Annotated in this window: 21 protein-coding genes; 14 read left to right on the top strand and 7 right to left on the bottom strand. The window is 72.3% G+C overall.

Annotated features, from left to right (window positions below):
• Window positions 1-72 precede the first annotated feature (72 nt).
• The 4 genes from BEK98_RS41515 (at window position 73) to BEK98_RS41500 (ending at window position 7,621) form a co-directional block, all read left to right on the top strand.
• Window positions 73-879 (top strand): HlyD family efflux transporter periplasmic adaptor subunit, encoded by an 807-nt coding sequence (locus BEK98_RS41515; protein ID WP_094221989.1) that lies wholly within the window; start codon window positions 73-75, stop codon window positions 877-879.
• Window positions 876-3,098: an NHLP family bacteriocin export ABC transporter peptidase/permease/ATPase subunit gene (locus BEK98_RS41510; protein WP_094221988.1), complete on the top strand. Its 2,223-nt coding sequence runs from the start codon at window positions 876-878 to the stop codon at window positions 3,096-3,098. The genes BEK98_RS41515 and BEK98_RS41510 overlap by 4 nt, the downstream gene beginning before the upstream one ends.
• 1 nt (window position 3,099) lies before the next feature.
• The gene (locus tag BEK98_RS41505; protein ID WP_094221987.1) at window positions 3,100-5,916 is read left to right on the top strand and encodes an NHLP bacteriocin export ABC transporter permease/ATPase subunit; all 2,817 of its coding nucleotides are present in this window, start codon (window positions 3,100-3,102) and stop codon (window positions 5,914-5,916) included.
• A gap of 82 nt (window positions 5,917-5,998) precedes the next feature.
• Entirely contained in the window at window positions 5,999-7,621 is a 1,623-nt protein-coding gene (locus BEK98_RS41500; protein ID WP_094221986.1) for an FAD-dependent monooxygenase, read from the top strand.
• A gap of 3 nt (window positions 7,622-7,624) precedes the next feature.
• Here the strand turns inward: BEK98_RS41500 and BEK98_RS41495 are convergent, their stop codons facing one another.
• Together BEK98_RS41495 and BEK98_RS41490 are read right to left on the bottom strand one after the other, a co-directional pair.
• The gene (locus BEK98_RS41495) at window positions 7,625-8,152 is read right to left on the bottom strand and encodes an SRPBCC family protein (RefSeq protein WP_094221985.1); all 528 of its coding nucleotides are present in this window, start codon (window positions 8,150-8,152) and stop codon (window positions 7,625-7,627) included.
• A gap of 27 nt (window positions 8,153-8,179) precedes the next feature.
• A complete protein-coding gene (locus BEK98_RS41490) occupies window positions 8,180-8,509 on the bottom strand; it encodes an ArsR/SmtB family transcription factor (protein ID WP_094221984.1) in 330 nt (109 codons plus the stop codon).
• 206 nt (window positions 8,510-8,715) lie between these two features.
• Here BEK98_RS41490 and BEK98_RS41485 point away from each other — a divergent pair, with 206 nt between their 5' ends.
• Both BEK98_RS41485 and BEK98_RS41480 read left to right on the top strand, forming a co-directional pair.
• Window positions 8,716-10,221, top strand: coding sequence for an MFS transporter (locus BEK98_RS41485; protein ID WP_094221983.1), 1,506 nt, complete (start codon window positions 8,716-8,718; stop codon window positions 10,219-10,221).
• A 74-nt stretch (window positions 10,222-10,295) separates the two neighbouring features.
• Window positions 10,296-10,793, top strand: a complete 498-nt coding sequence (locus BEK98_RS41480) for a methyltransferase family protein (RefSeq protein WP_094221982.1) — start codon at window positions 10,296-10,298, stop codon at window positions 10,791-10,793.
• 305 nt (window positions 10,794-11,098) lie between these two features.
• On the opposite strand, the gene BEK98_RS41475 is transcribed toward BEK98_RS41480, so the two are convergent.
• Complete coding sequence (locus BEK98_RS41475; RefSeq protein WP_094221981.1) at window positions 11,099-11,533, bottom strand: protease inhibitor; 435 nt, start codon at window positions 11,531-11,533, stop codon at window positions 11,099-11,101.
• 325 nt (window positions 11,534-11,858) lie between these two features.
• Between BEK98_RS41475 and BEK98_RS41470 the strand changes: the two genes are divergently transcribed.
• The 5 genes from BEK98_RS41470 (at window position 11,859) to BEK98_RS41450 (ending at window position 16,862) form a co-directional block, all read left to right on the top strand.
• Window positions 11,859-12,422, top strand: a complete 564-nt coding sequence (locus BEK98_RS41470) for a hypothetical protein (protein ID WP_094221980.1) — start codon at window positions 11,859-11,861, stop codon at window positions 12,420-12,422.
• Window positions 12,423-12,578: 156 nt separating this feature from the next.
• Window positions 12,579-14,174, top strand: a complete 1,596-nt coding sequence (locus BEK98_RS41465) for a purine-cytosine permease family protein (protein ID WP_094221979.1) — start codon at window positions 12,579-12,581, stop codon at window positions 14,172-14,174.
• Window positions 14,171-14,842, top strand: coding sequence for a cyclase family protein (locus BEK98_RS41460; RefSeq protein ID WP_094221978.1), 672 nt, complete (start codon window positions 14,171-14,173; stop codon window positions 14,840-14,842). The genes BEK98_RS41465 and BEK98_RS41460 overlap by 4 nt, the downstream gene beginning before the upstream one ends.
• Before the next feature lie 74 nt (window positions 14,843-14,916).
• Window positions 14,917-15,612 (top strand): alpha/beta fold hydrolase, encoded by a 696-nt coding sequence (locus BEK98_RS41455; protein ID WP_094221977.1) that lies wholly within the window; start codon window positions 14,917-14,919, stop codon window positions 15,610-15,612.
• Between the two features lie 80 nt (window positions 15,613-15,692).
• Window positions 15,693-16,862: a lactate 2-monooxygenase gene (locus BEK98_RS41450; RefSeq protein ID WP_094221976.1), complete on the top strand. Its 1,170-nt coding sequence runs from the start codon at window positions 15,693-15,695 to the stop codon at window positions 16,860-16,862.
• Window positions 16,863-17,260: 398 nt separating this feature from the next.
• Here the strand turns inward: BEK98_RS41450 and BEK98_RS41445 are convergent, their stop codons facing one another.
• From BEK98_RS41445 to BEK98_RS41435, 3 genes are all read right to left on the bottom strand, one after another.
• On the bottom strand, window positions 17,261-18,949 hold the full coding sequence (locus tag BEK98_RS41445; protein WP_094221975.1) for an RICIN domain-containing protein: 1,689 nt from the start codon (window positions 18,947-18,949) through the stop codon (window positions 17,261-17,263).
• Window positions 18,950-19,430: 481 nt separating this feature from the next.
• A complete protein-coding gene (locus BEK98_RS41440; protein ID WP_094222018.1) occupies window positions 19,431-19,808 on the bottom strand; it encodes a toxin Doc in 378 nt (125 codons plus the stop codon).
• A 3-nt stretch (window positions 19,809-19,811) separates the two neighbouring features.
• Complete coding sequence (locus tag BEK98_RS41435) at window positions 19,812-20,051, bottom strand: hypothetical protein (RefSeq protein ID WP_094221974.1); 240 nt, start codon at window positions 20,049-20,051, stop codon at window positions 19,812-19,814.
• 161 nt (window positions 20,052-20,212) lie between these two features.
• Here BEK98_RS41435 and BEK98_RS41430 point away from each other — a divergent pair, with 161 nt between their 5' ends.
• The 3 genes from BEK98_RS41430 (at window position 20,213) to BEK98_RS41420 (ending at window position 23,193) form a co-directional block, all read left to right on the top strand.
• Entirely contained in the window at window positions 20,213-20,722 is a 510-nt protein-coding gene (locus BEK98_RS41430; RefSeq protein ID WP_094221973.1) for a methylated-DNA--[protein]-cysteine S-methyltransferase, read from the top strand.
• Window positions 20,723-20,736: 14 nt separating this feature from the next.
• Window positions 20,737-21,459, top strand: a complete 723-nt coding sequence (locus BEK98_RS41425; protein WP_094221972.1) for a 2OG-Fe(II) oxygenase — start codon at window positions 20,737-20,739, stop codon at window positions 21,457-21,459.
• A 96-nt stretch (window positions 21,460-21,555) separates the two neighbouring features.
• Window positions 21,556-23,193, top strand: coding sequence for a multicopper oxidase family protein (locus tag BEK98_RS41420; protein WP_094221971.1), 1,638 nt, complete (start codon window positions 21,556-21,558; stop codon window positions 23,191-23,193).
• 25 nt (window positions 23,194-23,218) lie between these two features.
• Here BEK98_RS41420 and BEK98_RS41415 read toward each other — a convergent pair whose 3' ends face one another.
• The gene (locus tag BEK98_RS41415) at window positions 23,219-25,114 is read right to left on the bottom strand and encodes a glycoside hydrolase family 9 protein (protein ID WP_107428325.1); all 1,896 of its coding nucleotides are present in this window, start codon (window positions 25,112-25,114) and stop codon (window positions 23,219-23,221) included.
• Between the last annotated feature and the right edge of the window lie 72 nt (window positions 25,115-25,186).

The following is a 25,186-nucleotide window of genomic DNA, read 5'->3' as shown; positions in this document are numbered from 1 at the left end:
GAAGGCGTCAAGGCGCCCCGGGGCGCCCGAAGCAGGTCGTAACGATGTCTCTCCACGGGTGAGGGAAGTTCCGTGCAGTTCCGCCAACAGGCCCTCGCCAAGCTCCAGTCACCGGAGGAGCTGGACCTTCCGGTGCGGCTGGCCCGCCCCCAGGGCTGGCTCGCGCTCGGCGTCACCGTCGTCGTCATGGCGGCGGCCTCCGTGTGGGCGGTGACCGGTTCGGTCACCTCCACGGTCACCGCGCAGGCCATCCTGACCCACGGTCAGGGCAGCTATCTGCTGCAGAGCCCCGTGGCCGGCCAGGTCACGGCCGTACTCGCCCAGCAGGGCGAACGGCTGCCCGCGAACGCCCCCGTCCTCAAGGTGCGCACGAGTCAGGGCGACTCGGTGGTCCGCACGGTCGCCGCGGGCCGCGTCACGGCGCTCGCCGCCACCATCGGCCAGATCATCCAGACCGGCACCAACGTGGCCGCCGTCGAGAAGGCCGCCCATGCCTCCGACCCGCTGTACGCCACCGTGTACGTCCCCGCCGAGAACGCCGCCGCCATCCCGGCACACGCCTCCGTGGACCTCACCGTGTCCTCGGTGCCGACCCAGCGGTACGGCGTGCTGCGCGGGCACGTGAAGTCCGTGGACCGGACCGCCCAGTCCGCCCAGTCGATCGCCGCGTTCCTCGGCGACAGCCAGCTCGGCGAGCAGTTCACGAAGAAGGGCCGCCCGGTGGCGGTGCTGGTCGCGCTCGACACGTCGTCCGGCACGAAGAGCGGCTACCAGTGGTCCTCCGCGGACGGGCCGCCGTACAAGCTCGACTCCATGACCCTCGCCTCCGGTTCGATCCGGCTGGCCGACCAGCGTCCCGTCGATTGGCTGCTGCCGTGAGCACCACCCAGGAAACCCGCGGCCGCAGACGGGCCGCCCCGGCCCGGCGCCCGGTCCCCAAGTCCCGCGGCGGCACGGTCCGTACGCCGACCGTGCTCCAGATGGAGGCCGTCGAGTGCGGTGCCGCCTCCCTCGCGATGGTGCTCGGCCACTACGGCCGGCACGTCCCGCTGGAGGAACTGCGCATCGCCTGCGGTGTCTCCCGCGACGGCTCGCGCGCCAGCAACCTCCTGAAGGCGGCCCGCAGCTACGGCTTGACCGCCAAGGGCATGCAGATGGACCTGGCCGCCCTCGCCGAGGTGACGGCACCGGCCGTCCTCTTCTGGGAGTTCAACCACTACGTCGTCTACGACGGCATGGGCCGCCGCTTCGGCCGGCGCGGGGTGTACATCAACGACCCCGCCAAGGGCCGCCGGTTCGTGCCCATGGAGGAGTTCGACGGCAGCTTCACCGGTGTCGTGCTGGTGATGGAGCCGGGCGACGGCTTCACCAAGGGCGGGCGCAGGCCGGGCGTGCTCGGCGCGATGCCGGCCCGGCTGCGCGGCACGGCCGGAACCCTGCCGGCCGCCGTACTCGCCAGCCTTCTGCTGGTCGCGGTCGGCGCGGCGATGCCCGCGCTCAGCCGTACCTACATCGACATGTTCCTCATCGGCGGCCAGACCTCGCTGCTGGGCGTGCTGTTCGCCTCGATGGCCACCTGTGTGCTGCTCACCCTGGTGCTGACCTGGCTCCAGCAGGCCAACCTGCTGCACGGCCGGATCATCTCCTCCACCCTCTCCAGCGCGCGCTTCCTGCGCCATCTGCTGCGGCTGCCGGTGACGTTCTTCGCGCAGCGCTCCCCGGCCGACCTGGTGCAGCGGCTGCAGTCCAACGACCAGGTCGCCGAGACCCTGGCCCGCGACCTGGCGGCGGCGGGCGTGGACGCGATCGTGGTCGTGCTGTACGCCGTGCTGCTCTACACCTACGACCCGCAGCTGACGTTCGTCGGCATCGGCGTGGCCCTGCTGAACGTGGTGGCGATGCGGCTGGTCATACGGCTGCGGGCGACACGGACGGCGAAGCTGCGCGCGGACACCGCACGGCTCACCAACACGTCGTACACCGGTCTTCAGCTGATCGAGACGATGAAGGCGACCGGCGGCGAGGACGGCTACTTCCGCAAGTGGGCCGGGCAGCACGCCACCACGCTGGAGGAGCAGCAGCGGCTCGGCGTGCCGAGCGCCTGGCTCGGGGTGGTCGCGCCGACGCTCGCCACGCTCAACAGCGCGCTGATCCTGTGGATCGGCGGGATGCGGGCGGTCGAGGGGCATATCTCGGTCGGTCTGCTGGTCGCCTTCCAGGCACTGGTCGCCCGCTTCACCGCGCCGCTCACCCGGCTCAACGGCGTGGCGGGCCGTATCCAGGACTTCGCGGCCGACGTGGCCCGGCTCAAGGACGTGGAGAACTTCCAGGCCGACCCGCTCTACGCCCGCCCCGGCGGCAGCGACTCGACACGCCGGCTGCAGGGGCACGTCGAACTGGAGAACGTGACCTTCGGCTACAGCCCGCTGGACAAGCCGCTGCTGACCGGGTTCGACCTGACCGTGGGCCCGGGGCAGCAGGTGGCGCTGGTGGGCGGCTCGGGCAGCGGCAAGTCGACGGTCTCCAGGCTGATCTCGGGCCTGTACACGCCCTGGGACGGCGTGATCCGCATCGACGGCCGCCGGCTGGAGGACATCCCGCGCGGCGCGCTCGCCTCCTCGGTCTCCTTCGTGGACCAGGACGTGTTCCTCTTCGAGGGCTCGGTCCGCGACAACGTGGCCCTGTGGGACCCGTCGATCCCGGACGAGGCCGTGGTGGAGGCGCTGCGGGACGCGGCCCTGTACGACGTGGTGATGCGCCGCCCCGGCGGCGTCCACAGCAAGGTGGAGCAGGACGGCCGGAACTTCTCCGGCGGGCAGCGCCAGCGCCTGGAGATCGCCCGGGCGCTGGTGCGGCGGCCCAGCATCCTCGTGCTGGACGAGGTGACCAGCGCGCTGGACGCGGAGACCGAGCTGGTCGTGATGGACAACCTGCGCCGGCGCGGCTGTGCCTGTGTGGTGATCGCCCACCGGCTGAGCACCGTCCGGGACAGCGACGAGATCGTGGTGCTGCAGCACGGCGCGGTCGTGGAGCGCGGGCGGCACGAGGAGCTGGTGGCGCACGGAGGCGCGTACGCCGCGCTGGTCAGGGAGCGGTGAGATGACGACCGTCGGCGAAGGCGACCTGGTGCTCGGTGCGCTGGGGTCCATGGGCACGCGCATCGACTGCGCGGGCTTCAACCGGCTGGACCTGGAAGGCCCGCAGGTGCTGTGGCTGGTCGCGGCCGGCGCCCTGGACCTGTTCGCGGTGGACGCCGCGCAGCAGGGGCACTGGCACCACCTCGGCCGCCTGGAGGCGGGCGCGCTGCTGCTCGGCCCGGTCGCCGGGCCCCAGCACACCCTGGTGGCGCGCCCGGCGCGGGACTGCGTGGTGCACCGGATCAACCTGCGCGAGCTGTACCAGCCGGCCAACACCCAGACCTGGTCGTACGACGAGTACGGCAACCCGCAGTACGTGCCCCCGGCGTCGAGCCCGCTGGAGTACGCGGTCGCGCTGGGCGTCGGCCGCGGCCTGTCCGTGCTCTTCCAGGCGCCGATGGCCGAGGAGCGGTCCGCCGCCCCGGCGGACGACGACGTGTTCTGGATGCAGGTGCCGCCGGGCAGCGTGCAGTACGGCGCCCTGTACGGCGCGGAGGCCACCGCCGACCTGCTGATGGACCCGGCACTGTGGCAGAGCATGGTCGACCAGCAGTACCGGCTGCTGACCGCGCTGGACCGGTGGATCGAGCAGCTGGAGCGGACCCACGAGACGCGGACGGCCGCCGGGATCAAGGCCGGTGAGGCGGTCCGCGCCCAGGCCGACCAGACCCTGCTGGCCTCCATCGGCAAGCGCTCGGCGCGTCGTACGACGGCCGCGGACGCCGACGCCAGCCACGCGGCCTGCAGGCTCGTCGCCGAGGCGGCCGGGATCACCCTGGCCGAGCCCGCGCAGAGCGGCACCGAGAGCGAACGCCTCGACCCGGTCGAGCGGGTGGCCCTGGCCTCCCGGGTGCGCACCCGTGCCGTACGTCTGGACGGGCGCTGGTGGCGGGAGAACGTGGGCCCGCTGGTCGGGCACCGGGCGCTGTCCGGGGCGCCGGTCGCGCTGCTGTGGCGGCGCGGCGGCTATGTGGCCGTGCACCCGGGCACCGGACGCGAGACGCCGATCGAGAAGGCGAACGCGGAGGAGTTCGAGCCGCGCGCGGTGATGTTCTACCGGCCGCTGCCCGAGCGGCGGCTCAGTCCGCTCGGGCTGCTGCGCTTCAGCCTGCGCGGCACCCGCGGCGACGTGCTGAACCTGATGCTGGCCGGGCTGGTGACGGTGGCGATCGGCGCGCTGGTGCCGATCGCCACGGGCAAGGTGCTCGGCGAGTACGTGCCCAAGGCCCAGACGGGTCTGATCGTCCAGGTCTGTCTGGCGGTGATGATCAGCGGGGTCGTGGCGGCCGCGTTCACGCTGCTGGAGAACCTGACCATCCTGCGTCTGGAGGGCCGTATCGAGTCGGCGCTCCAGCCGGCCGTCTGGGACCGGCTGCTCAGGCTCCCGACCCGGTTCTTCACACAGCGCTCCACCGGTGAACTCGCCAGCGCCGCCATGGGCATCAGCGCGATCCGGCGGCTGCTGGCGGGCGTCGGCCCGGTGGTCGCGCAGTCGGTGACGGTCGGTGCGATGAACCTGGGGCTGCTGTTCTGGTACAGCGTGCCGATGGCCATGGCGGCGATCGGCATGCTCGTCGTCATCGCGGCCGTGTTCCTGGGGCTCGGGCTGTGGCAGGTGCGCTGGCAGCGCCGGCTCGTGACGCTCGGCAACAAGCTGAACAACCAGGCGTTCCAGACGCTGCGCGGCCTGCCCAAGCTGCGGGTGGCGGCGGCGGAGAACTACGCGTACGCCGCCTGGGCCGGGGAGTTCGCGCGCAGCCGGGAACTCCAGCAGAAGGTCGGCCGGATCAAGAACCTGACCTCCGTGCTGGGCGCGGTGTATCTGCCGGTGTGCACGCTGCTGATGTTCATGCTGCTGGCCGGTCCGGCCAGGGGCGCGATGTCGGCGGCGGCGTTCCTCACCTTCAACACGGCGGTGACGATGGTGCTGACCTCGGTCACCCAGCTCACGGGTTCCTTCGTCTCGGCGGTGGCCGCGCTGCCGCTGTTCGAGGAGATCAGGCCGGTCCTGGACGCCACGCCCGAGGTGCGCACGGCGAGCACCCGGCCGGGTCCGCTGTCCGGCGCGGTGGAGGCCCGCCGCTTGTCCTTCCGGTATGCCGACGACGGCCCGCTCGTCCTGGACGACGTCTCCTTCGCCGTCCGCCCGGGCGAGTTCGTGGCGATCGTCGGCCCCAGCGGCTGCGGCAAGTCCACGCTGCTGCGCCTGCTCATCGGCTTCGACAAGCCGGTCTCGGGCAGCGTCCTGTACGACGGCCAGGACCTGGCGGCCCTCGACCAGTCGGCGGTGCGCCGGCAGTGCGGGGTCGTGCTCCAGCACGCGCAGCCGTTCACCGGCTCCATCCTCGACGTCATCTGCGGCACCGAGCCGTACACGCCGGAGGAGGCGATGGCGGCGGCCGAGATGGCGGGTCTGGCGGAGGACATCAAGCGCATGCCGATGGGCCTGCACACGATCGTCGCGGGCAACGGCGCGATCTCCGGCGGGCAGCGGCAGCGTCTGATGATCGCCCAGGCGCTGATCCGGCGCCCGCGCATCCTGTTCTTCGACGAGGCGACCAGTGCTCTCGACAACGACACCCAGCGCATCGTCATCGAGAGCACCCGCAAGCTCAACGCCAGCCGCATCGTCATCGCCCACCGCCTGTCCACGGTGCTGGACGCGGACCGGGTCGTCGTGATGGAGGACGGCAAGGTCATCCAGCAGGGCCCGCCCGCCCAGCTCCTCGCGGACACCACCGGGCGCCTGCACGAGCTGGTGCGCAGGCAGTTGGCGTAGGGCGTCCGGCGCCGCCGGCCGGGTCGCCGCGCTGGTTCCCCCGGGCGACCATGGATCCCGGGGGCGAGCACGGGAGACGCCCATGACGGACACCGAGGTGCTGATCGCCGGGGCGGGCCCGGTCGGCCTGACCGCCGCCCTCGAACTGAGCAGGCGGGGTGTCGCCTGCCGGCTCGTCGACAGGCTTCCCGAGCGGTTGCCGTACGCCAAGGCGGTGGGGATCCAGCCGCGGACGCTGGAGGTCTGGGACCGGACGGGCGTGGCCCGCGCGGCCCTGGACGCGGCCGTACCGCTGCGCGGACAGCTCACCTACGTGAACGGCGCCGAACAGGGGCGCATGGAGATGTCGCTGCCGCCCGAGGTGCCGTACGGGTTCGCGGCCCTGCCGCAGTACGAGACCGAGCGCATCCTCGAAGAGCATCTCGCCCGCTTCGGCGGACGCATCGAGCGCGGCACGGAGTTGCTGTCCTTCGTCCAGGACACCGACGGTGTCACCAGCCGGCTGCGCACCGCGGCTGGCGAGGAGCAGGAGGTCCGCTCGCTCTTCCTGGTCGGCTGCGACGGCGCGCACAGCGTCGTGCGCAAGACGCTGGGGCTCTCCTTCGAGGGCGGCGCGCTGCCGGAGGAGTACATGCTGGCGGACGTGGAGGTGGACTGGGACCTGGCACCGGGCTGGACGGTGCGCTCGATGCACCACACTCCCGACGGCGAGGTGGACGACCTGCTCGTGTGCATCCCGCTGCCCGGCCGGTGCCGCTACCGCATGTCCATGCTGGTCCCGCCGGAACTCTCGCCGCGGGACCGGCCCGAGGCGGCAGACGCGGTCGCCCACGGCCTGGAGACCGAGCGCGCCCCGCGCCTGGAGCACGTCCAGGCGGTCCTGGACCGGCTGTCCCCGCGGCCGACGACCGCGTCCGCGATGCGCTGGTCGTCGGTGTTCCGGATCAGCCACCGCATCGTGGACCGCTACGGCGAGGGCCGGGTCTTCGTGGCCGGCGACGCCGCGCACATCCATCCGCCGACCGGCGCCCAGGGCATGAACACCGGGATCCAGGACGCCTACAACCTGGGCTGGAAGCTGGCCCTCGCGACGCGGGGCATCGCCCGCCCAGGACTGCCGGCGAGCTACGACACCGAGCGCAGGCCGGTCGGGGAGGAAGTGGTGGGACGCACCCTGCGGCACGCGACGCAGGGCATCCAGGCCGACCCGGACGATCCCGTGACCGTGGGACTGCGGGAGGCACAGTTGCTCATCGCCTACCCGGACAGTCCGCTCGTCGAGCCGGGCCCGGCCGCCGGTCCCGGTCCTGCCGCGGGCGAGCGCGCGCCGGACTGCGGCGGCCTGCTGGACCCGCTCGCGACCTTCCCGCTGCGCCTGTACGACGTGCTGCGCGAGCGCGACCACGTCCTGCTGCTCCACGCGGCCTCCGCCGACGGCACCAAGGGTTTCGAGGAACTGGCCGACACCGCGCGCGGTGTCGCACACGGCCAACTGACCTGCTACTGCGTGCTGCCGGAAGGCGTGGACGCCGGCCCCCTGCCCCTGCCGGTGCTGCGCGACAGCCGTGGCGAGTTCCGCGAGCGGTACGCGACCGGCGGGAGCGACGCGTTCCTCGTACGCCCGGACGGCTATCTCGGCGCCCGGGTCTCCCCGGCCGACCCCGGGCCGCTCTCCGCAGCGCTCACCCGGGTGTTCGCCGCCTGAGAGTCAGTCCAGGCCCGGCACCGGCGCGCCCGAGGGCACTCCGGCCCCGATGTAGCCGTCGTAGAACTCCTTCCAGGGCGCACTCGCCCCGGCATGGGGCCCCTCGAAACGCTCGCCGCGGGCCTTGGCGTCCAGGGCGGCGAGACAGACCTCCCAGCCAGCGCCGTTGCGGGCGGCGGTGTTCTCGGCGACGAGGACGTTGGTGAGGGTGAACCGGGTGCGTCCTTCGCCGGCCTCCGCCAGGTCGAAGTGGAGTTCGTCGCCGCCCCACTCGAAGGAGAGGTGGCGGGGCGGGTCGACGGCGAGCACCTTGCCGGTGCTCTCCGGCATGTCGGGATCACCGCTGAACCGGATGGCGCCGCCGGGGCGCAGGTCCATCTCGGCGCGGGAGGGGAACCACGCGGCGAGTTCGACCGGGTCGGTCACGAAGTGCCAGACGCGGTCGACGGGGTGGTCGTAGGTGCGGCTGAAGCGGACGGCGGGGCGGCCGTCGTCGAGCGTCAGAAAGGTGCCGGTGAGGTCGACGGACATGGTGCTCGGTCCTTCGCGGTGGGGGTCTCAGGTGTCGTCCGGCGTCGCGTCCGTCTCGTCGAGGCGGCGGCCCAGCGCGTCGAGGCTGCTGTTCCACAGCCTGCGGTACGGCGCCAGCCAGGCGTCCAGGGCGGCGATCGGGGCCGGGTCGAGGGCGTAGACGCGGCGCTGCGCGTCCTGCCTGACCCGCACCAGACCGGCCTCCCGCAGCACCTTCAGATGCTTGGACGTGCTCGGCTGGCTCAGCCCGCATGCCTCCACGATCTCCCCGACGGGCCGGGGCCGCTCCAGGAGCAGAGCGACGATGGCCCGCCGGTGGGGGTCGGCGAGAGCGGTCCAGAGCGCGGTGTCGGACATGAGACCAATATGCCTCTGCGGTTATATTCCCGTCAAGGAATGCACGATCCCGGCCTTCGGAGAGGGCAAACGAAACGTTGCCGTTTCGCTGAAACTGTTCTAGCCTCGATGTGTACGAAACGGTTTCGTTTACGCGGCCTGTGCGTGCGCCCCCTCGAATGCCCTCTTGAACGACCTCTCGAACGACTTCCCTGGAGTGGTTCCCCATGCCCCAGAAGACCCTGACCGACGGCCCCCGCACCGGGGCCCTCGCGAAGGCCCACGCCGAGGCCTCGGGCAAGCGGTGGTGGATCCTCGCGATCATCGCCGTCGCCCAGCTGATGGTGGTCCTCGACGCCACGATCGTGAACATCGCCCTGCCGTCCGCCCAGGCCGACCTCGGCTTCTCCGACGGCAGCCGGCAGTGGATCGTGACCGCCTACGCGCTGGCCTTCGCCTCACTGCTGCTGCTCGGCGGCCGGATCGCCGACCTGTTCGGCCGCAAGCCCGCCTTCCTCGTCGGCGTCGTCGGCTTCGCCGCGGCCTCCGCGCTCGGCGGTGCCGCGAACGGCTTCACCATGCTGGTCGTGGCCCGCGCCCTGCAGGGCGCCTTCGGCGCGCTGCTCGCTCCGGCCGCGCTGTCGCTGCTCAACACCACGTTCACCGACGCCCGCGAACGGGCCCGCGCGTTCAGCGTGTACGGCGCCATCGCCGGTGCCGGCGGTGCGGTCGGCCTGCTGCTCGGCGGTGTGCTGACGGACGCGCTCGACTGGCGCTGGACCCTGTACGTGAACGTGGCCATCGCGGTCGTCGCCTTCGTAGGCGGCTGGGTGCTGCTCGGCAACCACCGCGACGCGGCGAACGCCAAGCTGGACGTGCCGGGCACGGTCCTGGTCGCCTCCGGTCTGTTCTCGCTGGTCTACGGCTTCTCCAACGCCGAGACCCACGACTGGGGTTCGCCGCTGACCTGGGGCTTCCTGATCGCGGGCGGACTCCTGCTGGCGGCCTTCGCCTGGTGGCAGACCCGGGCCGCGCACCCGCTGCTGCCCCTGCGCATCCTGCTCGACCGTGACCGGGGCGCCTCGTTCCTCGCGGTGCTGATCACCGGCGCCGGCATGTTCGGCGTGTTCCTCTTCCTGACCTACTACCTCCAGCTCAACCTCGCCTTCAGCCCCACCAAGACCGGCGTGGCGTTCCTGCCGATGGTCGGCGCGCTGATGGTGACCGCGCAGCTCGGCTCCACGGTCCTGATGCCCCGGATCGGCCCGAAGGCGGTCATCCCGCTGGGCTTCGCGATCGCCACGGCCGGCATGGCCTGGCTGACCGGCATAGGCGTCGGCTCCCACTACGTCAGCGCGGTGCTGCCGCAGCTGATCGTGATCGGCGTGGGCCTCGGCCTGGTCATGCCCACCGCCATGCAGCTGGCCACCGGCGGGGTCGCGGCCGAGGACGCGGGTGTCGCCTCGGCGACCGTCAACGCCATGCAGCAGGTGGGCGGTTCGATCGGTACGGCCCTGCTGAACACCCTGGCCGCGAGCGCCGCCACCGACTACCTGTCGGGCCACAACCCGGCGAGCAAGCTGGTGCAGGCGCAGGCGACGATCGAGAGCTACACCACCGCCTTCTGGTGGTCGGCGGGCTTCTTCGCCGCGGGCACGGTCATCGCGTTCCTGCTCTACCGCCGCGGAGTGCCGCAGCAGGACGCCGGGGCCGCACCGGTCGTCCACATGTAAGGCCGGGTTCCATGATCCGAGGGGCCGCCGTCAGCAGGGAGACGGCGGCCCCTCCGCGCTGTCATGGTGGAGGTGTGCGCAAGGCGTCGGCGGCGCTGGGCAGCGCCCTGTTCCTCGTCGTGATCTCCGGCAGCGCGGCCGTGCTGGTCCCGTGGTGGCTGACCGGCGGCTGGCAGGCCGGTGACTGGTGGCTGCCACTGCGGCTGCTCGGGCTCGTTCCCCTGGCGGCAGGGACCGCCGTCATCCTGGAGGCCTTCACGCGGTTCGCCCTGGAAGGGCTCGGCACCCCGTCGCCGCTCGCGCCGCCCACGCGGCTGGTGGTGAGCGGACCGTACCGGTACGTGCGCAATCCGATCTACCTCGCCGTCGTCGCCGTGCTCTGCGGCCAGGGCCTGCTGCTCGCCCGGCCGGTGCTGTTCGGGTACGCGGCCGGGGCCTGGGTGCTCACCTGGGCGTTCGTGCGCTGGGACGAGGAGCCGGGGCTGGTGCGCCGGTTCGGCGCCGAGTACGAGCGCTACCGGCGGGCGGTGCCGGGCTGGTGGCCGCGGCGCACGCCGTGGCGGGGTGCCTGAGAACGCGTCGCCGCCCGCCACGGCAACTGTCCGTGTACGGGCGGGCGTTGGCGTCGTCACCCCTCGTACGACACGAGTCACCAATACGTGGCGTCGACACCTGTTGAAACCAGTTGTTTTTCGCCGCTCCCCGGGACGACCCCCCACAGGCCGTACCCAGGGAGCGGCATGGTGCCCGGTAGCCGGCGGGAGGCCCCACTCCGCCCGTCGGCACCGGTACGAGATCGCGGGTTCCCCGCTCCAGGGGCCGCACTCCCCAGTTGCGAGCCTGATCCGGCGATACGGGGACCGCGCGATCCCGGTCCCTAGAACGCGAAGACGCTGCTGTTCAGCGCATCCTTCATGCACGTGTTGCCGAAGGTGCGCTCATACGCCACGCGTTTGCCCTGCCAGACGCCCTGGACCGTGACGACCACGGGGTCGTACAGCTTGGTGCACCAGACGTCGTCCCGGGTCTGCAGGGTCGTGAGGTCGCCGCCGATGCCACGCAGTTCGGCGCAGGCCAGGGCCGCGGCCGGGTGGGTGCCGGAGGCTGTCGGGGCGCAGTTCAGGGTGACGGCGCGCTCCGGAGTGGCCGTCGCCGCGTTGTCGCCGTGGCCGGTGGTGAGGACCAGCGCCGAGGGGGCGTAGAGCGACGACGGGCCGGCAGCCGGTGCAGCGCCGGCGGCCCCGGTCAGGGGTCCGCAGACGGCGGCGGCCGTGAGGCCGAGGGTCGCTGCCCAGCGCGCGGTGTTCCGCATTGTGTGCATCCTTCCGCTCGAATAGACGGGTCGCGCGCTCCGGGCCGGTGGGCTCCGGAGCGGCGAGCGACACTCTGCCGAGTCCGCCGTCGAAACACACATCGAACCCATGGCTTTCAGTAACCTTGCGTGTTGAATCAGTGGCGTGAAGTCACGGAAATCGAACACGTCGACCGCATGACTGAGCGGTTCTTGATCGTGGGCGGCGGTCGGATGGCCGAAAACCACCGCTTAGTTAATAGGCCTGAAACATTCCGACTCTGCCCTCGGCGAACCCCTTCGTGACGCCTTGTGTTCATGAACTGGTCGGAGTAATCGTCATTACATGATTACGACAGAGCAGAGAGAGAAGCTGCGCGGCTGGTTCGCCGGCCGGTTGCCCGACGGGCTCTTCGAGGAACTGGTCGAGGTGACCCCCGACCGCGAGGAGATCACCGTGATCGGGCGCATCCCGGAGCCCCGGCTCGTCGAGGGCGCCTCGGACGCCGAGCGGGAGACCGCCGTACGGGCACGCATCCAGGAGTTCCGGGAGCGGACCCGCGAGGCCAGGATCGAGGTGGCCCGGGAGGCCGAGCACCTGTTCCGCCGGAAGGTCTCCTGGGGCGTGGTGTGCGGTGCGGAGCGCGCCCTGTTCACGCATGTGGCCGCGCCGGTGATGACCCGGCTGCGGCAGCCCGAGCGTCAGGTCCTGGACACCCTGATCGCCGGGGGTGTGGCGCGCAGCCGCAGCGACGCCCTCGCCTGGTGCGTACGCCTGGTGCAGCGTCACACCGACGACTGGCTGACCGAGTTGCGCGAGTCCCTGGAGCACGTCCAGCGGGTCAGGGCGCAGGGACCGGACAGTGAGGAGGTGGCCGATTCCTCCACTGACGACGGCGAAGATGGATGAAACGTCCTCTGGCAGGGGTCTTGCCCGGCGCCGTACCGTCGGCAGACCCCTCCGGGACGGCCTCCGCCCGCGTCGCACACCCCTGCGGCTGCGACGGTCGTCCGCCACCGCCGCGCCACGAAGCGCTCCATCGCCGCATCCTCGCTGGAGCCCGCCTTGACCCCTCAGTCCCCCGACTCCCCCACCGCGCCGCCGCCGTCCCTCACCGAGGTCGAGCCCTACGGCGTCGAGCGCATCCCCGACGCGGACCGCACCGCGACCTCGCTCGACCTGTTCCGGGTCGCCTTCGGCGGCGCCAACACCTTCTCCACCTGCGTCCTCGGCGCGTTCCCGATCCTGTTCGGGCTCTCCTTCTGGCAGGGGCTCGCCGCCACCCTCCTGGGTGTCGTCGCGGGCGCGCTGATCCTGTGCCCGATGGCCGTGTTCGGCCCGGTCAACGGCACCAACAACGCCGTCGCGTCCTCCGCACACCTGGGCGTGCACGGCCGGGTGGTCGGCTCGTTCCTGTCGCTGCTCACCGCCGTCGCGTTCTTCTCCATCTCGGTGTGGAGCTCGGGCGACGCCCTGGTCGGCGGCGCGCACCGGCTGTTCGGCCTGGAGCGCGGCACGCTGTCGTACGTCGTCGCGTACGCGCTGTTCGCCGGGCTGGTCCTCGCGGTGTGCGTCTACGGCTTCCGGTTCATGCTCTTCGTGAACAAGATCGCCGTGACCTCGGCGACCGTGCTGTTCCTGCTCGGCGCGATCGCCTTCGCCGGTGACTTCGACGCGTCGTACGCCGGTGTCTTCACGGCCTCGGCGGACGCGGCGACCAAGTCGCTGTTCTGGCCGTCGTTCATAGGCGCGGCCCTGATCGTGCTGTCCAACCCGGTGTCGTTCGGGGCGTTCCTCGGCGACTGGTCGCGCTACATCCCGGCGGACACCCCGCGCCGCAAGGTGGTCGGGGCCGCGTTCCTCTCCCAGATCGCGACGCTGCTGCCGTTCGTCTTCGGCCTGGCGACCGCGAGCATCATCGCGACGAAGGCGCCGAAGTACGTCGACCCGGCCGCGCCCGACTTCGTGGGCGGACTGCTGGCGATCTCGCCGAGCTGGTTCTTCCTGCCGGTGTGTCTGCTGGCCCTGATCGGCGGCATGTCGACGGGCACCACCTCGCTGTACGGCACCGGCCTGGACTTCTCCTCGGTGTTCCCGAAGCTCTCCCGCGTCCAGGCGACGCTGCTGGTCGGCGTGCTGTCCATCGCGTTCATCTTCATCGGCCGGTTCGGCCTGGACCTCGTGCAGTCGATCTCGACGTTCGCCACGATGATCATCACGTGCACCACGCCGTGGATGGTCGTGATGATGCTCGGCTTCTACACCCGCCGCGGCTGGTACGACCCGGACGCCCTCCAGGTCTTCAACCGCCGTCAGCGCGGCGGCCGCTACTGGTTCGCGCACGGCTGGAACTGGCGTGGCATGACGGCCTGGTGGGTGGCCGCGGTGATCGGTGTCCTGTTCACCAACATCCCGGGCCAGTTCGTCGGACCGCTGGGCGACCTGGCGAACGGCGTCGACATCAGCCTGCCGCTGTCGCTCGCGGTCGCCGCCCTCCTGTTCCTGGCGCTGCTGCGGCTCTTCCCCGAGCCCCGGGCGGCGTACGGGCCCGAGGGTGCGCGCCTGGCCCGTACCGTCGAGGCCCCGGTGCCGCCGATCACCGGTCCGGGCGCCCCGGTGGACGAGGTGTCTCCCGCGCTCGCGGCCGAGGGCGGACGATGACCGGCTGGCTCGACCTGTCGGTGCCCGTGGTCACCGGGATGCCCGTGTATCCCGGTGACCCGGAGGTCACGGTCTGCCCCGCCCTGCGGGCCCCGGCCGACGGCGTCAACGTCCTGGCCCTGCATCTGGGTTCGCAGTCCGGCACCCACGTCGACGCGCCGTACCACGTCGACGACGCCTGGCCCCGCCTGGACGAACTGCCGCTGGACCGGTTCGCCGGCCCCGCGGTCGTGGCCGACGTACGGGGGCTGCCGCCCCGGTCGGCCATCACGCCCGCCCTGCTGGCCCCCGCGCTCGACGCCCTCGCGGCAGCACCGGGCGCGATGCTGCTGCTCGTGACCGGCTGGTCGGCGCACTGGGGCACGGAGGCGTACCTCGCCCACCCGTGGCTGACCCCGCAGGCGGCCCGGGATGTGGTGGAGGCAGGCGTGCGCACGGTGGCCGTCGACGCGCTCAGCGTCGACCCGACGCCCGAGCCCGGCGATCCGCATGCCGGTGCCGGCCTGCCCGCCCACCGCGTGCTGTGCGGCGCCGGCGGGGTGATCGCCGAGAACCTCACGGGGCTGGAGCGGCTGGTGGGCGCGGAGGCGGTGGAGGTCTTCCTCTTCCCGCTACTGCTGCCCGGGGCGGACGGCGCTCCGGTACGGGCGGTCGCCCGGGTCGGCTGAACGCCCGCCATCGGAATGGTCAACTCCGTTCATCTGCGGAGGAGTTGCCTGATCCATCGGGTACGTTGACGGCCATGACCGACTTCGTATTGGTGGCAGGCGCCTGGCTGGGGGCGTGGGCGTGGGACGAGGTGGCGGCCGACCTGCGCGCCGCCGGCCATGAGGTGCACGCCCTCACCCTGTCCGGGCTGGCCGAGAAGAAGGGACTGCCCACGGGGCAGCAGATCCACGTCCAGGACATCGTCGACGAGGTCGAGCGACTGGATCTGCGGGACGTCGTCCTGGTCGGGCACAGCTACTCGGGCGTGCCGGTCGGGCAGGCGGCCGAGCGGATCGGCGACCGGCTGCGCCGCGTGGTGTTCGTCGACTCCAACCTGCCGGCGGACGGGGTGTCGTTCCTGGACGGCTTCCCCAGCGACCACATCCGTGCCGCTCTCACGGAGCACGACGGCGTGTGGCCGCTCCTCGCCCCGGCGGCCTACGCGAACCAGGACCTCACGGACGAACAGATCGCCCGTCTCGTCGGCGAGGGCACCCCGCACCCGGCCGCCACACTGACCGAACCGGCCGTGCTCAAGCGCCCGCTCGCCGAGTTGCCCGCGACGTACGTCAAGTGCGTGCTGGACGGCCGCCCGCCGCTGCCCGCCGTGACCGAGGCGCTGACGGGCGGGCGCTGGGAGCTGGTGGAGCTGAACACCGGTCACTGGCCCATGTTCTCCACACCCCATGAGCTGGCCGGAATCCTGGGCGAGGCGGCCGGCCGCGCCTGAGGGCCGCCTGTCGACGTGTACCTACCCGCCAGTATCGTCGGGCCGCAGCGCGTACTCAGCGACGAGAGGCGGACGGCCGGATGGCGAAGCACTGGGCGGACTTCCAGTACGAGATCTATCTGAACGGGATGACTGGGGCCGTGCCCCGGCTCCCCACCGATCTGACCCGGCTGGAGGAGCTGGCCGAACACCGGCTCGGGCCCGGCCCGGTGGGCTATGTGGCGGGCAGCGCGGGCGACGGCAGCACCGCGCGCGCCAACCGGGCGGCCCTCGCCCGGCACCGGATCGTGCCGCGCATGCTCCGGGACGTACAGGAGCGCGACCTGTCGGTGCGGCTGCTGGGCCGCGCGCTGTCTGCGCCGCTGGCCCTGGCTCCGGTGGGCGTGCTGTCGATCATGCATCCGGACGCCGAGTCCGCGGCCGCCCGGGCCGCCGCGGCGCAGGGCGTGCCGTACATCCTGTCGTCGGCGTCGAGTACCTCGATGGAGCAGGTGGCGGAGGCGATGGGGGACGCCGAGCGGTGGTTCCAGCTGTACTGGGGCAAGGACCGTGAGGTGACCCGGAGTTTCCTCGCCCGGGCCAGGGCGAGCGGGTTCTCGGTGCTGGTCGTCACCCTGGACACCCCGCTGCTGGCGTGGCGGCCGCGCGATCTGGACCAGGCGTATCTGCCGTTCCTGCACGGGGTGGGCACCGCCAACTACTTCACCGACCCGGCCTTCCGGGCGGGCCTCGACAAGCCCGTGCACGAGGACCCGAACGCGGCGGTGCTGCACTTCCTCGGCCTGTTCGGGGACGCCGGCCACACCTGGCCGGACCTGGCGTTCCTGCGCGAGCACTGGGACGGGCCGATCGTCCTCAAGGGCGTCCTGCACCCGGACGACGCCCGGCTCGCCGCGGACGCCGGGATGGACGGGGTGGTGGTCTCCAACCACGGCGGCCGGCAGGTGGCCGGTTCCGTCGCGGCGGCCGATGCGCTGCCCCGGATCGCGGACGCGGTCGGCGACCGGCTGACAGTGCTGTTCGACAGCGGGGTGCGCACCGGCGACGACGTGTTCAAAGCCCTCGCCCTCGGCGCCCGGGCGGTGCTGCTGGGGCGGCCGTACGTGTACGGGCTCGGCCTGGACGGACAGTCGGGCGTGGAGCACGTCATCCGCTGTCTGCTCGCGGAGCTGGACCTCACGCTCGCCCTGTCCGGGCACTCCACTCCGGCGACGGTCACGGCGAGCGACCTGATCGAGGCGCCTGCCTGAAGTCGCTCGCGTCGGGCGGCACACCCGGTTGGCGCCGCCGGCGCATGGGGTACCGCCGGCCCGTGGGGTACCGCGGCCCCACGGGCCGGCGGGCCGGCGTCACACCGTCGGGCGTGTCGCGCCGTGAGCCCATGCGGCACCAGCGGCCGGTGTCACACCGCCGGCCCGAGTCACGCCGCAAGCCCGACCAGCACCGCGGGCCGGTGTCACACCGGGGCCCGAGTCACGCCGCCAACCCCAGTCGCGCCGCATGCCCGACCAGCACCACCGGACGGTGTCACACCGCCAGTCCGAGTCCCGCCGCCAACCCACGCGCCACCACCAGCCAGCGTCACACCGTGGCCCGGCGTTCGCTCGCGTCTCGCCACCGGCCCGCAGCGAGACGCGGCCAAGAAAAGCTACGTGCCCGTCCCCGGCAGCTCCGCCGGTCGCGCGGACGGGCCCTCGGTGCCGGCGATCGACAGGGAGCCGGGGCTCGCCGACGGTCCGTCGGTCAGCCAGCGCTGCCCGGCGGAGCGGTCCCGGACCTTGACCACGATGTCGGCGCCCGCGGTGTCGCCGGTTGTGGCGAGGGCGAGGGTCTCGTCCCAGCGGGGCAGCAACTCGCCCTGCACGGTGAGGTCGTAGCGCACGTCGTCCCCGCGCCGCGCGCCCACGTCGGCGCAGGTGCCGAGGATGACGACGCCCGCGTCGGCGTGCGAGTCCAGGCAGAGGCCGGAGTCGGCCGCGCTGCGCAGCAGCCCGTCGGTCTCGTACGTCCACTGCTGGGTGCGCGCGGTGGAGCAGACGGCGAGTACCGCGCTCGCGCCGGCCGCGGGCTTGCCCTTGACGTCCAGGCACAGGTCGGCCGCGGCGTTGTGCAGCCGGGTCGGCCGGCCTGCCGCGGGCAGACCCGCCGTGCCGGGGGTGCCGGCCGAGGCGGGCGCGGACTGGGCTTCGGTGCCGGGAGCCGCGCCCGTGGAGGCGACCGGGTCGGTGCCGTCGCCGGAGTCCGGCCACACGCTGAGCGCGAGGACGGTCGCGAGCAGCCCGGCCGAGGCGACCCCGACTCCGGTGAGCAGCGTCCTGGACGACCAGCCGTCGCCGGGCGCACGGCGCACGCGGGTCCTGGCGAGCGTCCCGGAGTCGCCGCCGTCGCCCCGGCGGCGGCCGCCGGGCACCGGGACCCGGCCGAGCAGTCCGGGCTTGCCGCCGCCGCGTCTGCGGCCGCCGGAGCGCCGGGAGGTGCCGCGGGTGCGCGCGGGGCCGGGCCGTCGGCGGCCGGGGCGCGACTCCAGGTACCGGCGGGCGCCCCAGCCGAGGACCGCCTCGGCGAGCAGCACACCGAGTCCGGCCTCGATCTGGCCCAGTTGCTCGGCGGCGTGCCGGCAGTAGGGGCAGACGGCGAGATGCTGCTGGACGTCCGGCAGGAGTGCGCCGCCCCGGCGGATCGGTACGTCGAGAAGCCGGTTGTAGTGACGGCAGTCGGTGCTCGGGGCGAGTTCCCGGTGGGCGCGGACACAGCCTTCCCGGAATGTCTCGCGGGCCTGTTCGAGAGCGGCCGCCGCACTGTCGATGTCCATGCCGAGCAGTCCCGCGGGAACGTTTATCGGCTCGGCCTCGACCTCGGTGTGCCACAGCAACGCCTGTTCGAGCCGGGGAAGACTCTGGAAAGAACGTTCGGACAGGGCGCGGTTTTCCGGTATCAACGACTTCGCCGTCCGCATACCGCGGCCCCCGGCGGGTTTCTGAAGGCCCGGCAGTACGGCGGATATCCGGTCCGTGGCGGACCAGTTGACGACGGTGTCCCGGACAGCCACCAGCAGGCGGGGCCGGATCGCCTCGGCGGGTTCGCCGAGCGCGAGCCGGCCGAGGACCTGGTGGAAGGCCGCGGCCGAGACCATGTGGGCGAGAGGCCCGGGTGCGGCCAGGCAGACGACCGCGTAGTCCTGGACCGGCTGCCAGTGCCGGGCCATCAGCAGGGCGGCGGACCGGGAGGCCTCCGCGTCGGAGCCGGCGCGCAGCGGCGCGGCGAGGGACTCGTCCGACTCCCCGGGATCGCCCCCCGGGGGCGGATAGGGCGGACGAGGAGGGTGGGGGGTGGGCACTGAACGGATTCCTTTGTGCGTATGGCGCGTTGGCCCCATCTCGGGGATGCGCGCACGGGGAGCGGGAATTCGCCGGTGCGGCACTACCGGCCCGGTTCCCCAACTGCCGAAAGGACCCCGACGATTACCCCCCGCACGGTCGTTTCAACCCTTGCACAACTTCCACACATGCAACAAGGCGCACGTACGACATCGGACAGTTTGAAGGAAAGTCAGAAATCGGCAGGGGTCCCAGGTCCGCCACGAAGGCTTTCGGTTTTCCGTGCGCCCCGTGTGAAGGGTGCGCCCACACCCATCGGCCACGCACGCTCCCGGGGTGCGCGGCCCGGTAGTGGACTGGGGTCCGGCCCTCTCCGAAGGCCCCGCGCAGGACGGCGGCTCTCCTGCGCGAAACCGGCCGCCGGCCCCGTTCCTCCCGCCCGCGGCCGGCGGCCCCGGCGGCTTCCCCCGCCGGCCGCGGCGGTGCCAGATTCTGCCCGGATCAGATCTGCCAGGAGCGGAGCCGGTCGGCCGCGCCGTACACGTCGGTCTTGCCGGAGATCAGGTCGCGGGCGAGGTCCACCAGGGCGCCGTAGGGCGGGTCGATGCCGACGCCGCTGACGAACATGTAGGCGACGGCGGTCGCGCAGGCGAAGCGGGCGTTGGCCGCGGGCAGCGGCTTGAGCACGGCGAGGGTGTGCAGCAGGGCGGCGGCCCGCCAGGCCGGGTCGGAGTCCACGCCGAGCCGGGGCGGGTCGACACGGTGCCGGGCGACGGCGGCGACGAGCGCGGAGAAGTCGTCGACCGTGGGCTGGTCGGGCAGGACCTCCTCGTGGCGCTGGAGCAGCCACGGGACGTCGATATGGATGATGTCCGACATCACTCAGGCGGCCTCGCCCTTGGCAGGGGCCTCGTCGTCGGGGAACGCGGCCGCGAACTCCTCGGCATGCGCGGTGAAGAAGCTCCGGAAAGCCTCCGCGCCCTCCTGCAGCGCCCGGTGCCGGGCGATGTCGGCGGCGGCCGCCTCGCGTACGAGGGCCTTCATCGACGTACCCCGTTCCTTGGCGATCTGCCGCAGGTCCTCAAGTTCGCGTTCGCTGAACTCCACGTTGAGAGCTGGCATGCCCACACGGTACCGCGCGGGTACTCACCCGTAAATATCAGCAGGTCAAGTGCCATTTCCCGCGGTACCTGCGGGGTGTAAGCGCCATGTCCGTTTTCCGCCGGTGAGACGGCGCGGGGCGCAGCAGACTCGACATCGGACACCGAGAGTCAGGAGATCCGATGAACACGCACACCGTCCGCACCACCTGCCCGAGCCCGCTCGGGGAACTGCTGCTGACCGGTGAGGAGTGCGGCGGCCGCTTCACTCTCACCTCGCTGTCCCTGCCGGGGCGACGCGGCACGCCCGCCGTCCGTGCCGAGGACCGCGACGACCGGGCGTTCGCCGAGGTGCGCCGGCAGCTGGACGCGTACTTCGACGGCCGCCTCACCCGCTTCTCCCTGCCGCTCGCCCCCGTCGGCACCCCGTTCCAGCTGCGGGTGTGGCAGGCGCTGGAGGACATCCCGTACGGCCGCACGACCAGCTACGGCGACCTGGCCGCGCGGCTCGGCGTGCCCCGGGCCGAGATCCGCGCGGTGGGTCAGGCCCTCGGCGCCAATCCCCTGCTGCTGGTGCGCCCCTGCCACCGGGTGATCGGCGCGGACGGCTCGATGCGCGGGTACGCGGCCGGCGTGGAACGCAAGGTATGGCTGCTGACGCACGAGGGCGCGCTGCAGCCGGCCCTGGTGTGAAGGAGGGAGGCGTCATGGGATTCACCCCGGCCGAGGCCCGCCGTCGCGTGGCCGGCACCGACTGGGCCGCGCTCGCGGCCGAGTTGGACGAGCACGGCGGCGCGCCCACGGGCCCGCTGCTGACCCCCGAGGAGTGCGCCGACCTGGCGGCCCTGTACGACAAGCCCGAGCTGTTCCGCACCACCGTCGATCTGGCCCGGCACCGGTTCGGCTCCGGCGAGTACCGCTACTTCACGCACGACCTGCCCGCCCCCGTGGCCGCGCTACGGGCCGCCCTCTACCCACGCCTGCTCCCCGTCGCCCGGGACTGGGCGGCCCGCCTGGACCGTCCCGCACCCTGGCCGGACTCCCTGGCCGAGTGGCTGGAGCGCTGCCATGCCGCCGGCCAGGACCGGTCGGCGCAGATCCTGCTGAGCTACGGTCCGGGCGACTGGAACGCCCTGCACCGGGACGTGTTCGGCGAGCTGGTCTTCCCGCTCCAGGTCGTCGTCGCGCTGGACGCGTACGGCACCGACTACACCGGCGGCGAGTTCCTGCTGGTCGAGCAGCGGCCGCGCGCCCAGTCCCGGGGCACCGCGACCGCCCTGCGGCAGGGGCACGGCCTGGTGTTCACGACCCGCGACCGACCCGTGCGCACCCGCCGCGGCTGGTCGGCCGGAGCGATGCGGCACGGGGTGAGCACCGTGCGGTCCGGCCATCGGCGCACCCTGGGGCTGGTGTTCCACGACGCCGCCTGAAACGGCCGGGTTCCGCCGCCCTCCGCGACCCGACATCACCAGACGCGCCGTTGGAGTTCCCTCACATATCAGCGCAAAACGTGTCTTATTTCATTCATGCACACACCTTCGCGGCGTACCCTGCTCCGAGCCCCGTTCGCTGCCGCCGGCGCGGGACTGCTGGCTGCCTGCACCGACTCCGGCTCCCACCCCCGCACCGGCTCCAGCTCCCGCCCACGGGGCGCGTCGGCCGGCCAAGGGGACTTCGTTCCCCCGGGGCCCAAGGGATATGTCGAGCCGTCGGGTCCGGAGGTCCGGGCCGCCGAACGCAAGCGGGGCTCCGGCCCGGTGCGCATGCTGAAGATGACCGCAGCCGAGACCACGCTGGACCTGGGCGGGCGGCACGTGCGGACCTGGGCCTACCACGACCAGCTGCCCGGACCGCTGGTGCGTATCACCGCCGGCGACGTCCTCAGTCTCACCCTCGCCAACCGGCTGCCGACCACCACCACGCTCCACTCCCACGGCGTGCGCATGCGCTGCGACATGGACGGAGTTCCGGACCTCACCCAGCGGGCCATCGCCACGGGGACGGACTTCACCTACCGGTTCACCGTCGCCCATCCGGGCACCTATTTCCTCCACTCCCACGTCGGACTCCAGCCCGACCGCGGTCTGTACGCCCCGCTCATCGTCGACGACCCCAAGGAGCCCCTCAAGTACGACAAGGAATGGATCCTCATGCTGGACGACTGGCTCGACGGCATGGACGGCTCCACCCCGGACGGGGTGCTCGCCCAGCTCACGCCGGCGGGCATGAAGATGGGCAGCATGGCCATGGGCCCCGGGCAGACCGGTCACGGTTCCGGCAAGCCGGCGAGCCCGCACGCCGCGCCCTCGCACAAGTCCGCCGGCCCCTCCCGCGTGTTGCACAACTCGCACAGCCAGATCCTCCGCGGCGAGGCCGGCAGCGTGAACTACCCCCTCTACCTCGCCAACGGCCGCATGCCCACCCAGCCCTCGACGTTCCGCTGCCGCCCCGGTGACCGCATCCGGCTGCGCATCATCAACGCCGGCTCCGAAACCGCCTTCCGGGTCGCGCTGGAGGGCCACCGGCTGACCGTCACGCACACCGACGGCTACCCGGTGGAGCACAGGGAGACCGACACCCTCCTCATCGGCATGGCCGAGCGCTACGACGTGCTCGTCACCGCCAAGGACGGCGTCTTCCCCCTCGTCGCGCTGGCCGAGGGCAAGAAGGGCCAGGCCCTCGCCGTCCTGCGCACCGACAACGGGAGAACCGTTCCCCCGGCCGACGTCCGCCCGGACGAGCTGGACGGGGAGATCATCCCGGCCCGCCGTCTCGTACCGGCCGACTCCGTGGCCCTCGAGGACCGCGAACCCGACCGTGAGATGCGCGTCAGGGTCACCGGCACCATGGAGAAGTACGACTGGGGCTTCGACCACCAGCAGTACGACGAGCGCCAGCGCCACCCGGTCCGCGCCGGTGAGCGGGTGCGGCTCACGCTCATCAACGCCACCGACATGTGGCACCCCCTGCACCTGCACGGCCACACGTTCGCCCTGACCGGCCTGGACGGCCTCGGCGCGCGCAAGGACACCTCCATCGTCCTCCCCCACCGCAAGCTGGTCGTCGACTTCGACGCCGACAATCCCGGCCTCTGGATGCTCCACTGCCACAACCAGTACCACTCGGAGAGCGGCATGATGACCATCCTCGGCTACCGCAAGTGACCGGGTGAAGCGGACGACACGCCCCCTAGCCCTGGTCCGCCGCGAACGAGGCCATCCAGGCCAGCGCCGCGTTCCAGTTGACGGCCGTTTCGTTGGTGGACCAGGACTGGATGTCGTCGATGTAGCAGAACTGGCCCGTGCAGCCCTTCAGTCTGCTCTGTGCGTACGGGTCCTGGATGCCCGAGTTGGCGCCTCCGGCGAGGGTGCCCGGCGGCGGGTCCGGCAGGTTCGGGTCGAGTTCGCGGGCGTACCAACGGCTGTGCTGGTGATGGGAGTTGACCTCGCCGTAGCCGGTGACGTACGAGGTGTTCAGCGCGTTGCGGCCGAGGATGTAGTCCATGCTCTCCAGCGCGCCGTCCCGGTACTTCGCCGCGCCCGTGAGGTCGTAGGCGGTGGCGATGACGTGCGCGTTGTTGAGGACCTGGGCGTTGGAGCCCCAGTCGTAGAGGTTGCCGTCGGGCGCGTAGGGCATGCCGTACGGCTGGGAAGCGGCTGTCGCCAGGTAGGTGCGGGCGGCCTTGATCACCGACCGGCGGACCCGGTCCCGGCCCGGCAGCCTGTTGGGCACGGTGGCGAGGTCGAGGCGGCCGGCCGCCGCCGTGCGGCCCCAGTCGAAGCCGAGCGGGCCGAAGATGTCGGCGGTGTGGACGGGTGACGTCAGTACGAAGTTCGCGAACTCCCGTTCTCCGGTGGTGAGATACAGCTCCGCCGCCGCCCAGTAGAACTCGTCGGAGGCGTTGTCGTCGGCGTAGGCGCCGCCGCCGGTGCCGTCGTTCGGGTCGGGGTAGATCTCGGGGTGCGCGAGCGCGGCCTGCCAGGCCTTGCGTGCGGCCGTGAGCGCCTGCGCGGCGAACGCCCGGTCATAGGGTCGGTACAGGCGGGCGGCCTGCGCGGCCGTCGCCGCCAGGTTGAGCGTGGCCTGGGTGGTCGGGGCGTGCAGCTCCCGCTTCTGCGGGTCGTCGCTGGGCAGCAGGGGCAGCCCGGTCCACTGGGCGTCGTGCACCTTGCTGTGGGCCATGCCGGCGAGCGGCTGCCCGTCCGGGACCTGCATCTTCAGCAGGAACTCCAGCTCCCAGCGGGCCTCGTCGAGGACGTCGGGCACGTTGTTGCCGCTCTCGGGGAGGTCCAGGCTCCCGTCACCGAGCCGCCCGGGCCGTCCGGTGCGGGCCGGCAGGGAGCGCTCGTAGGTGCTCAGCAGCTCCCAGGTGGAGATGCCGCCGTTGACGACGTACTTGCCGTGGTCGCCGGCGTCGTACCAGCCGCCGGTGACGTCCAGGGTGTAGTCGCACAGGCCCGGTTGGCAGGGCACGTTCGCGTCGCCCTGGTTGGGGGCCGCGTTCAGGTGGCCGGCCGGGCGGCCGTACCCGGGCCGCAGGTCGTCCCGGATCTCGATGCCGCTGCGCTGGGTGTAGTAGTACTTCAGCGAGTCGAGGCGCAGTTGCTCGTAGGCGCTCGTGCCGATGTCGAAGGGGCGGCTCGTGTCCCCGTCGGCGACCAACGTGAAGTCGGTGCCGCGGCCGCGGAAGGCACCGAAGTCGATCGAGTGGACGTTCTGCCCCGAGGAGACGTCCGTGCCGCGCGGTACGGTCCAGCCGTGGGCGACCGTTCTCCCGTCGGCGCTTCTCAGCTGCCAGGACAGCGGGGCGGTGGCGTCGGTGACGAGGGTGGCGTTCTTCGGTCCGGCGGGCAGGTAGGCGACCTGGTTGACGCGGACCCGGGGGCCGGTGTCGGGCTCGTACACCTCCCGGACGGTGCGCTGCCCGGCGTCGGCCGGGCCGGACGGCAGCGCGGTGAGGGTCAGCGTCAGCAGGGCGGTGAGGGACAGTAAGGCGGTGCTGCGTCGTTTCACGTCTGGGCTCCTCGGGAGGAGGTGCGGGTGGCGCCCCGGGTGGGAGCGCTCCCAGATGCGGACGCACACCATGCTTCTTCCAGACATGACACTCCGTCAACGGTCCGGACGGGGATGCCTGTGCAGGCCGTCCCCGCCCGGACC

The organism is Streptomyces diastatochromogenes, from assembly GCF_002242805.1.
GTDB lineage: Bacteria > Actinomycetota > Actinomycetes > Streptomycetales > Streptomycetaceae > Streptomyces > Streptomyces diastatochromogenes.
The sequence above is the reverse complement of the archived record's forward strand: the minus strand, read 5'-3'. Positions and strand labels throughout refer to the sequence as shown.

Bases quoted from the DNA above. Each gene is read 5' to 3' on its own strand.
- BEK98_RS41505 (WP_094221987.1), top strand. From the start codon at position 3,100: ATGACGACCGTCGGCGAAGGCGACCTGGTGCTCGGTGCGCTGGGGTCC.
- BEK98_RS41500 (WP_094221986.1), top strand. From the start codon at position 5,999: ATGACGGACACCGAGGTGCTGATCGCCGGGGCGGGCCCGGTCGGCCTG.
- BEK98_RS41495 (WP_094221985.1), bottom strand. From the start codon at position 8,152: ATGTCCGTCGACCTCACCGGCACCTTTCTGACGCTCGACGACGGCCGC.
- BEK98_RS41490 (WP_094221984.1), bottom strand. From the start codon at position 8,509: ATGTCCGACACCGCGCTCTGGACCGCTCTCGCCGACCCCCACCGGCGG.
- BEK98_RS41485 (WP_094221983.1), top strand. From the start codon at position 8,716: ATGCCCCAGAAGACCCTGACCGACGGCCCCCGCACCGGGGCCCTCGCG.
- BEK98_RS41475 (WP_094221981.1), bottom strand. From the start codon at position 11,533: ATGCGGAACACCGCGCGCTGGGCAGCGACCCTCGGCCTCACGGCCGCC.
- BEK98_RS41470 (WP_094221980.1), top strand. From the start codon at position 11,859: ATGATTACGACAGAGCAGAGAGAGAAGCTGCGCGGCTGGTTCGCCGGC.
- BEK98_RS41460 (WP_094221978.1), top strand. From the start codon at position 14,171: ATGACCGGCTGGCTCGACCTGTCGGTGCCCGTGGTCACCGGGATGCCC.
- BEK98_RS41455 (WP_094221977.1), top strand. From the start codon at position 14,917: ATGACCGACTTCGTATTGGTGGCAGGCGCCTGGCTGGGGGCGTGGGCG.
- BEK98_RS41450 (WP_094221976.1), top strand. From the start codon at position 15,693: ATGGCGAAGCACTGGGCGGACTTCCAGTACGAGATCTATCTGAACGGG.
- BEK98_RS41440 (WP_094222018.1), bottom strand. From the start codon at position 19,808: ATGTCGGACATCATCCATATCGACGTCCCGTGGCTGCTCCAGCGCCAC.
- BEK98_RS41435 (WP_094221974.1), bottom strand. From the start codon at position 20,051: ATGCCAGCTCTCAACGTGGAGTTCAGCGAACGCGAACTTGAGGACCTG.
- BEK98_RS41430 (WP_094221973.1), top strand. From the start codon at position 20,213: ATGAACACGCACACCGTCCGCACCACCTGCCCGAGCCCGCTCGGGGAA.
- BEK98_RS41425 (WP_094221972.1), top strand. From the start codon at position 20,737: ATGGGATTCACCCCGGCCGAGGCCCGCCGTCGCGTGGCCGGCACCGAC.
- BEK98_RS41420 (WP_094221971.1), top strand. From the start codon at position 21,556: ATGCACACACCTTCGCGGCGTACCCTGCTCCGAGCCCCGTTCGCTGCC.
- BEK98_RS41415 (WP_107428325.1), bottom strand. From the start codon at position 25,114: ATGGTGTGCGTCCGCATCTGGGAGCGCTCCCACCCGGGGCGCCACCCG.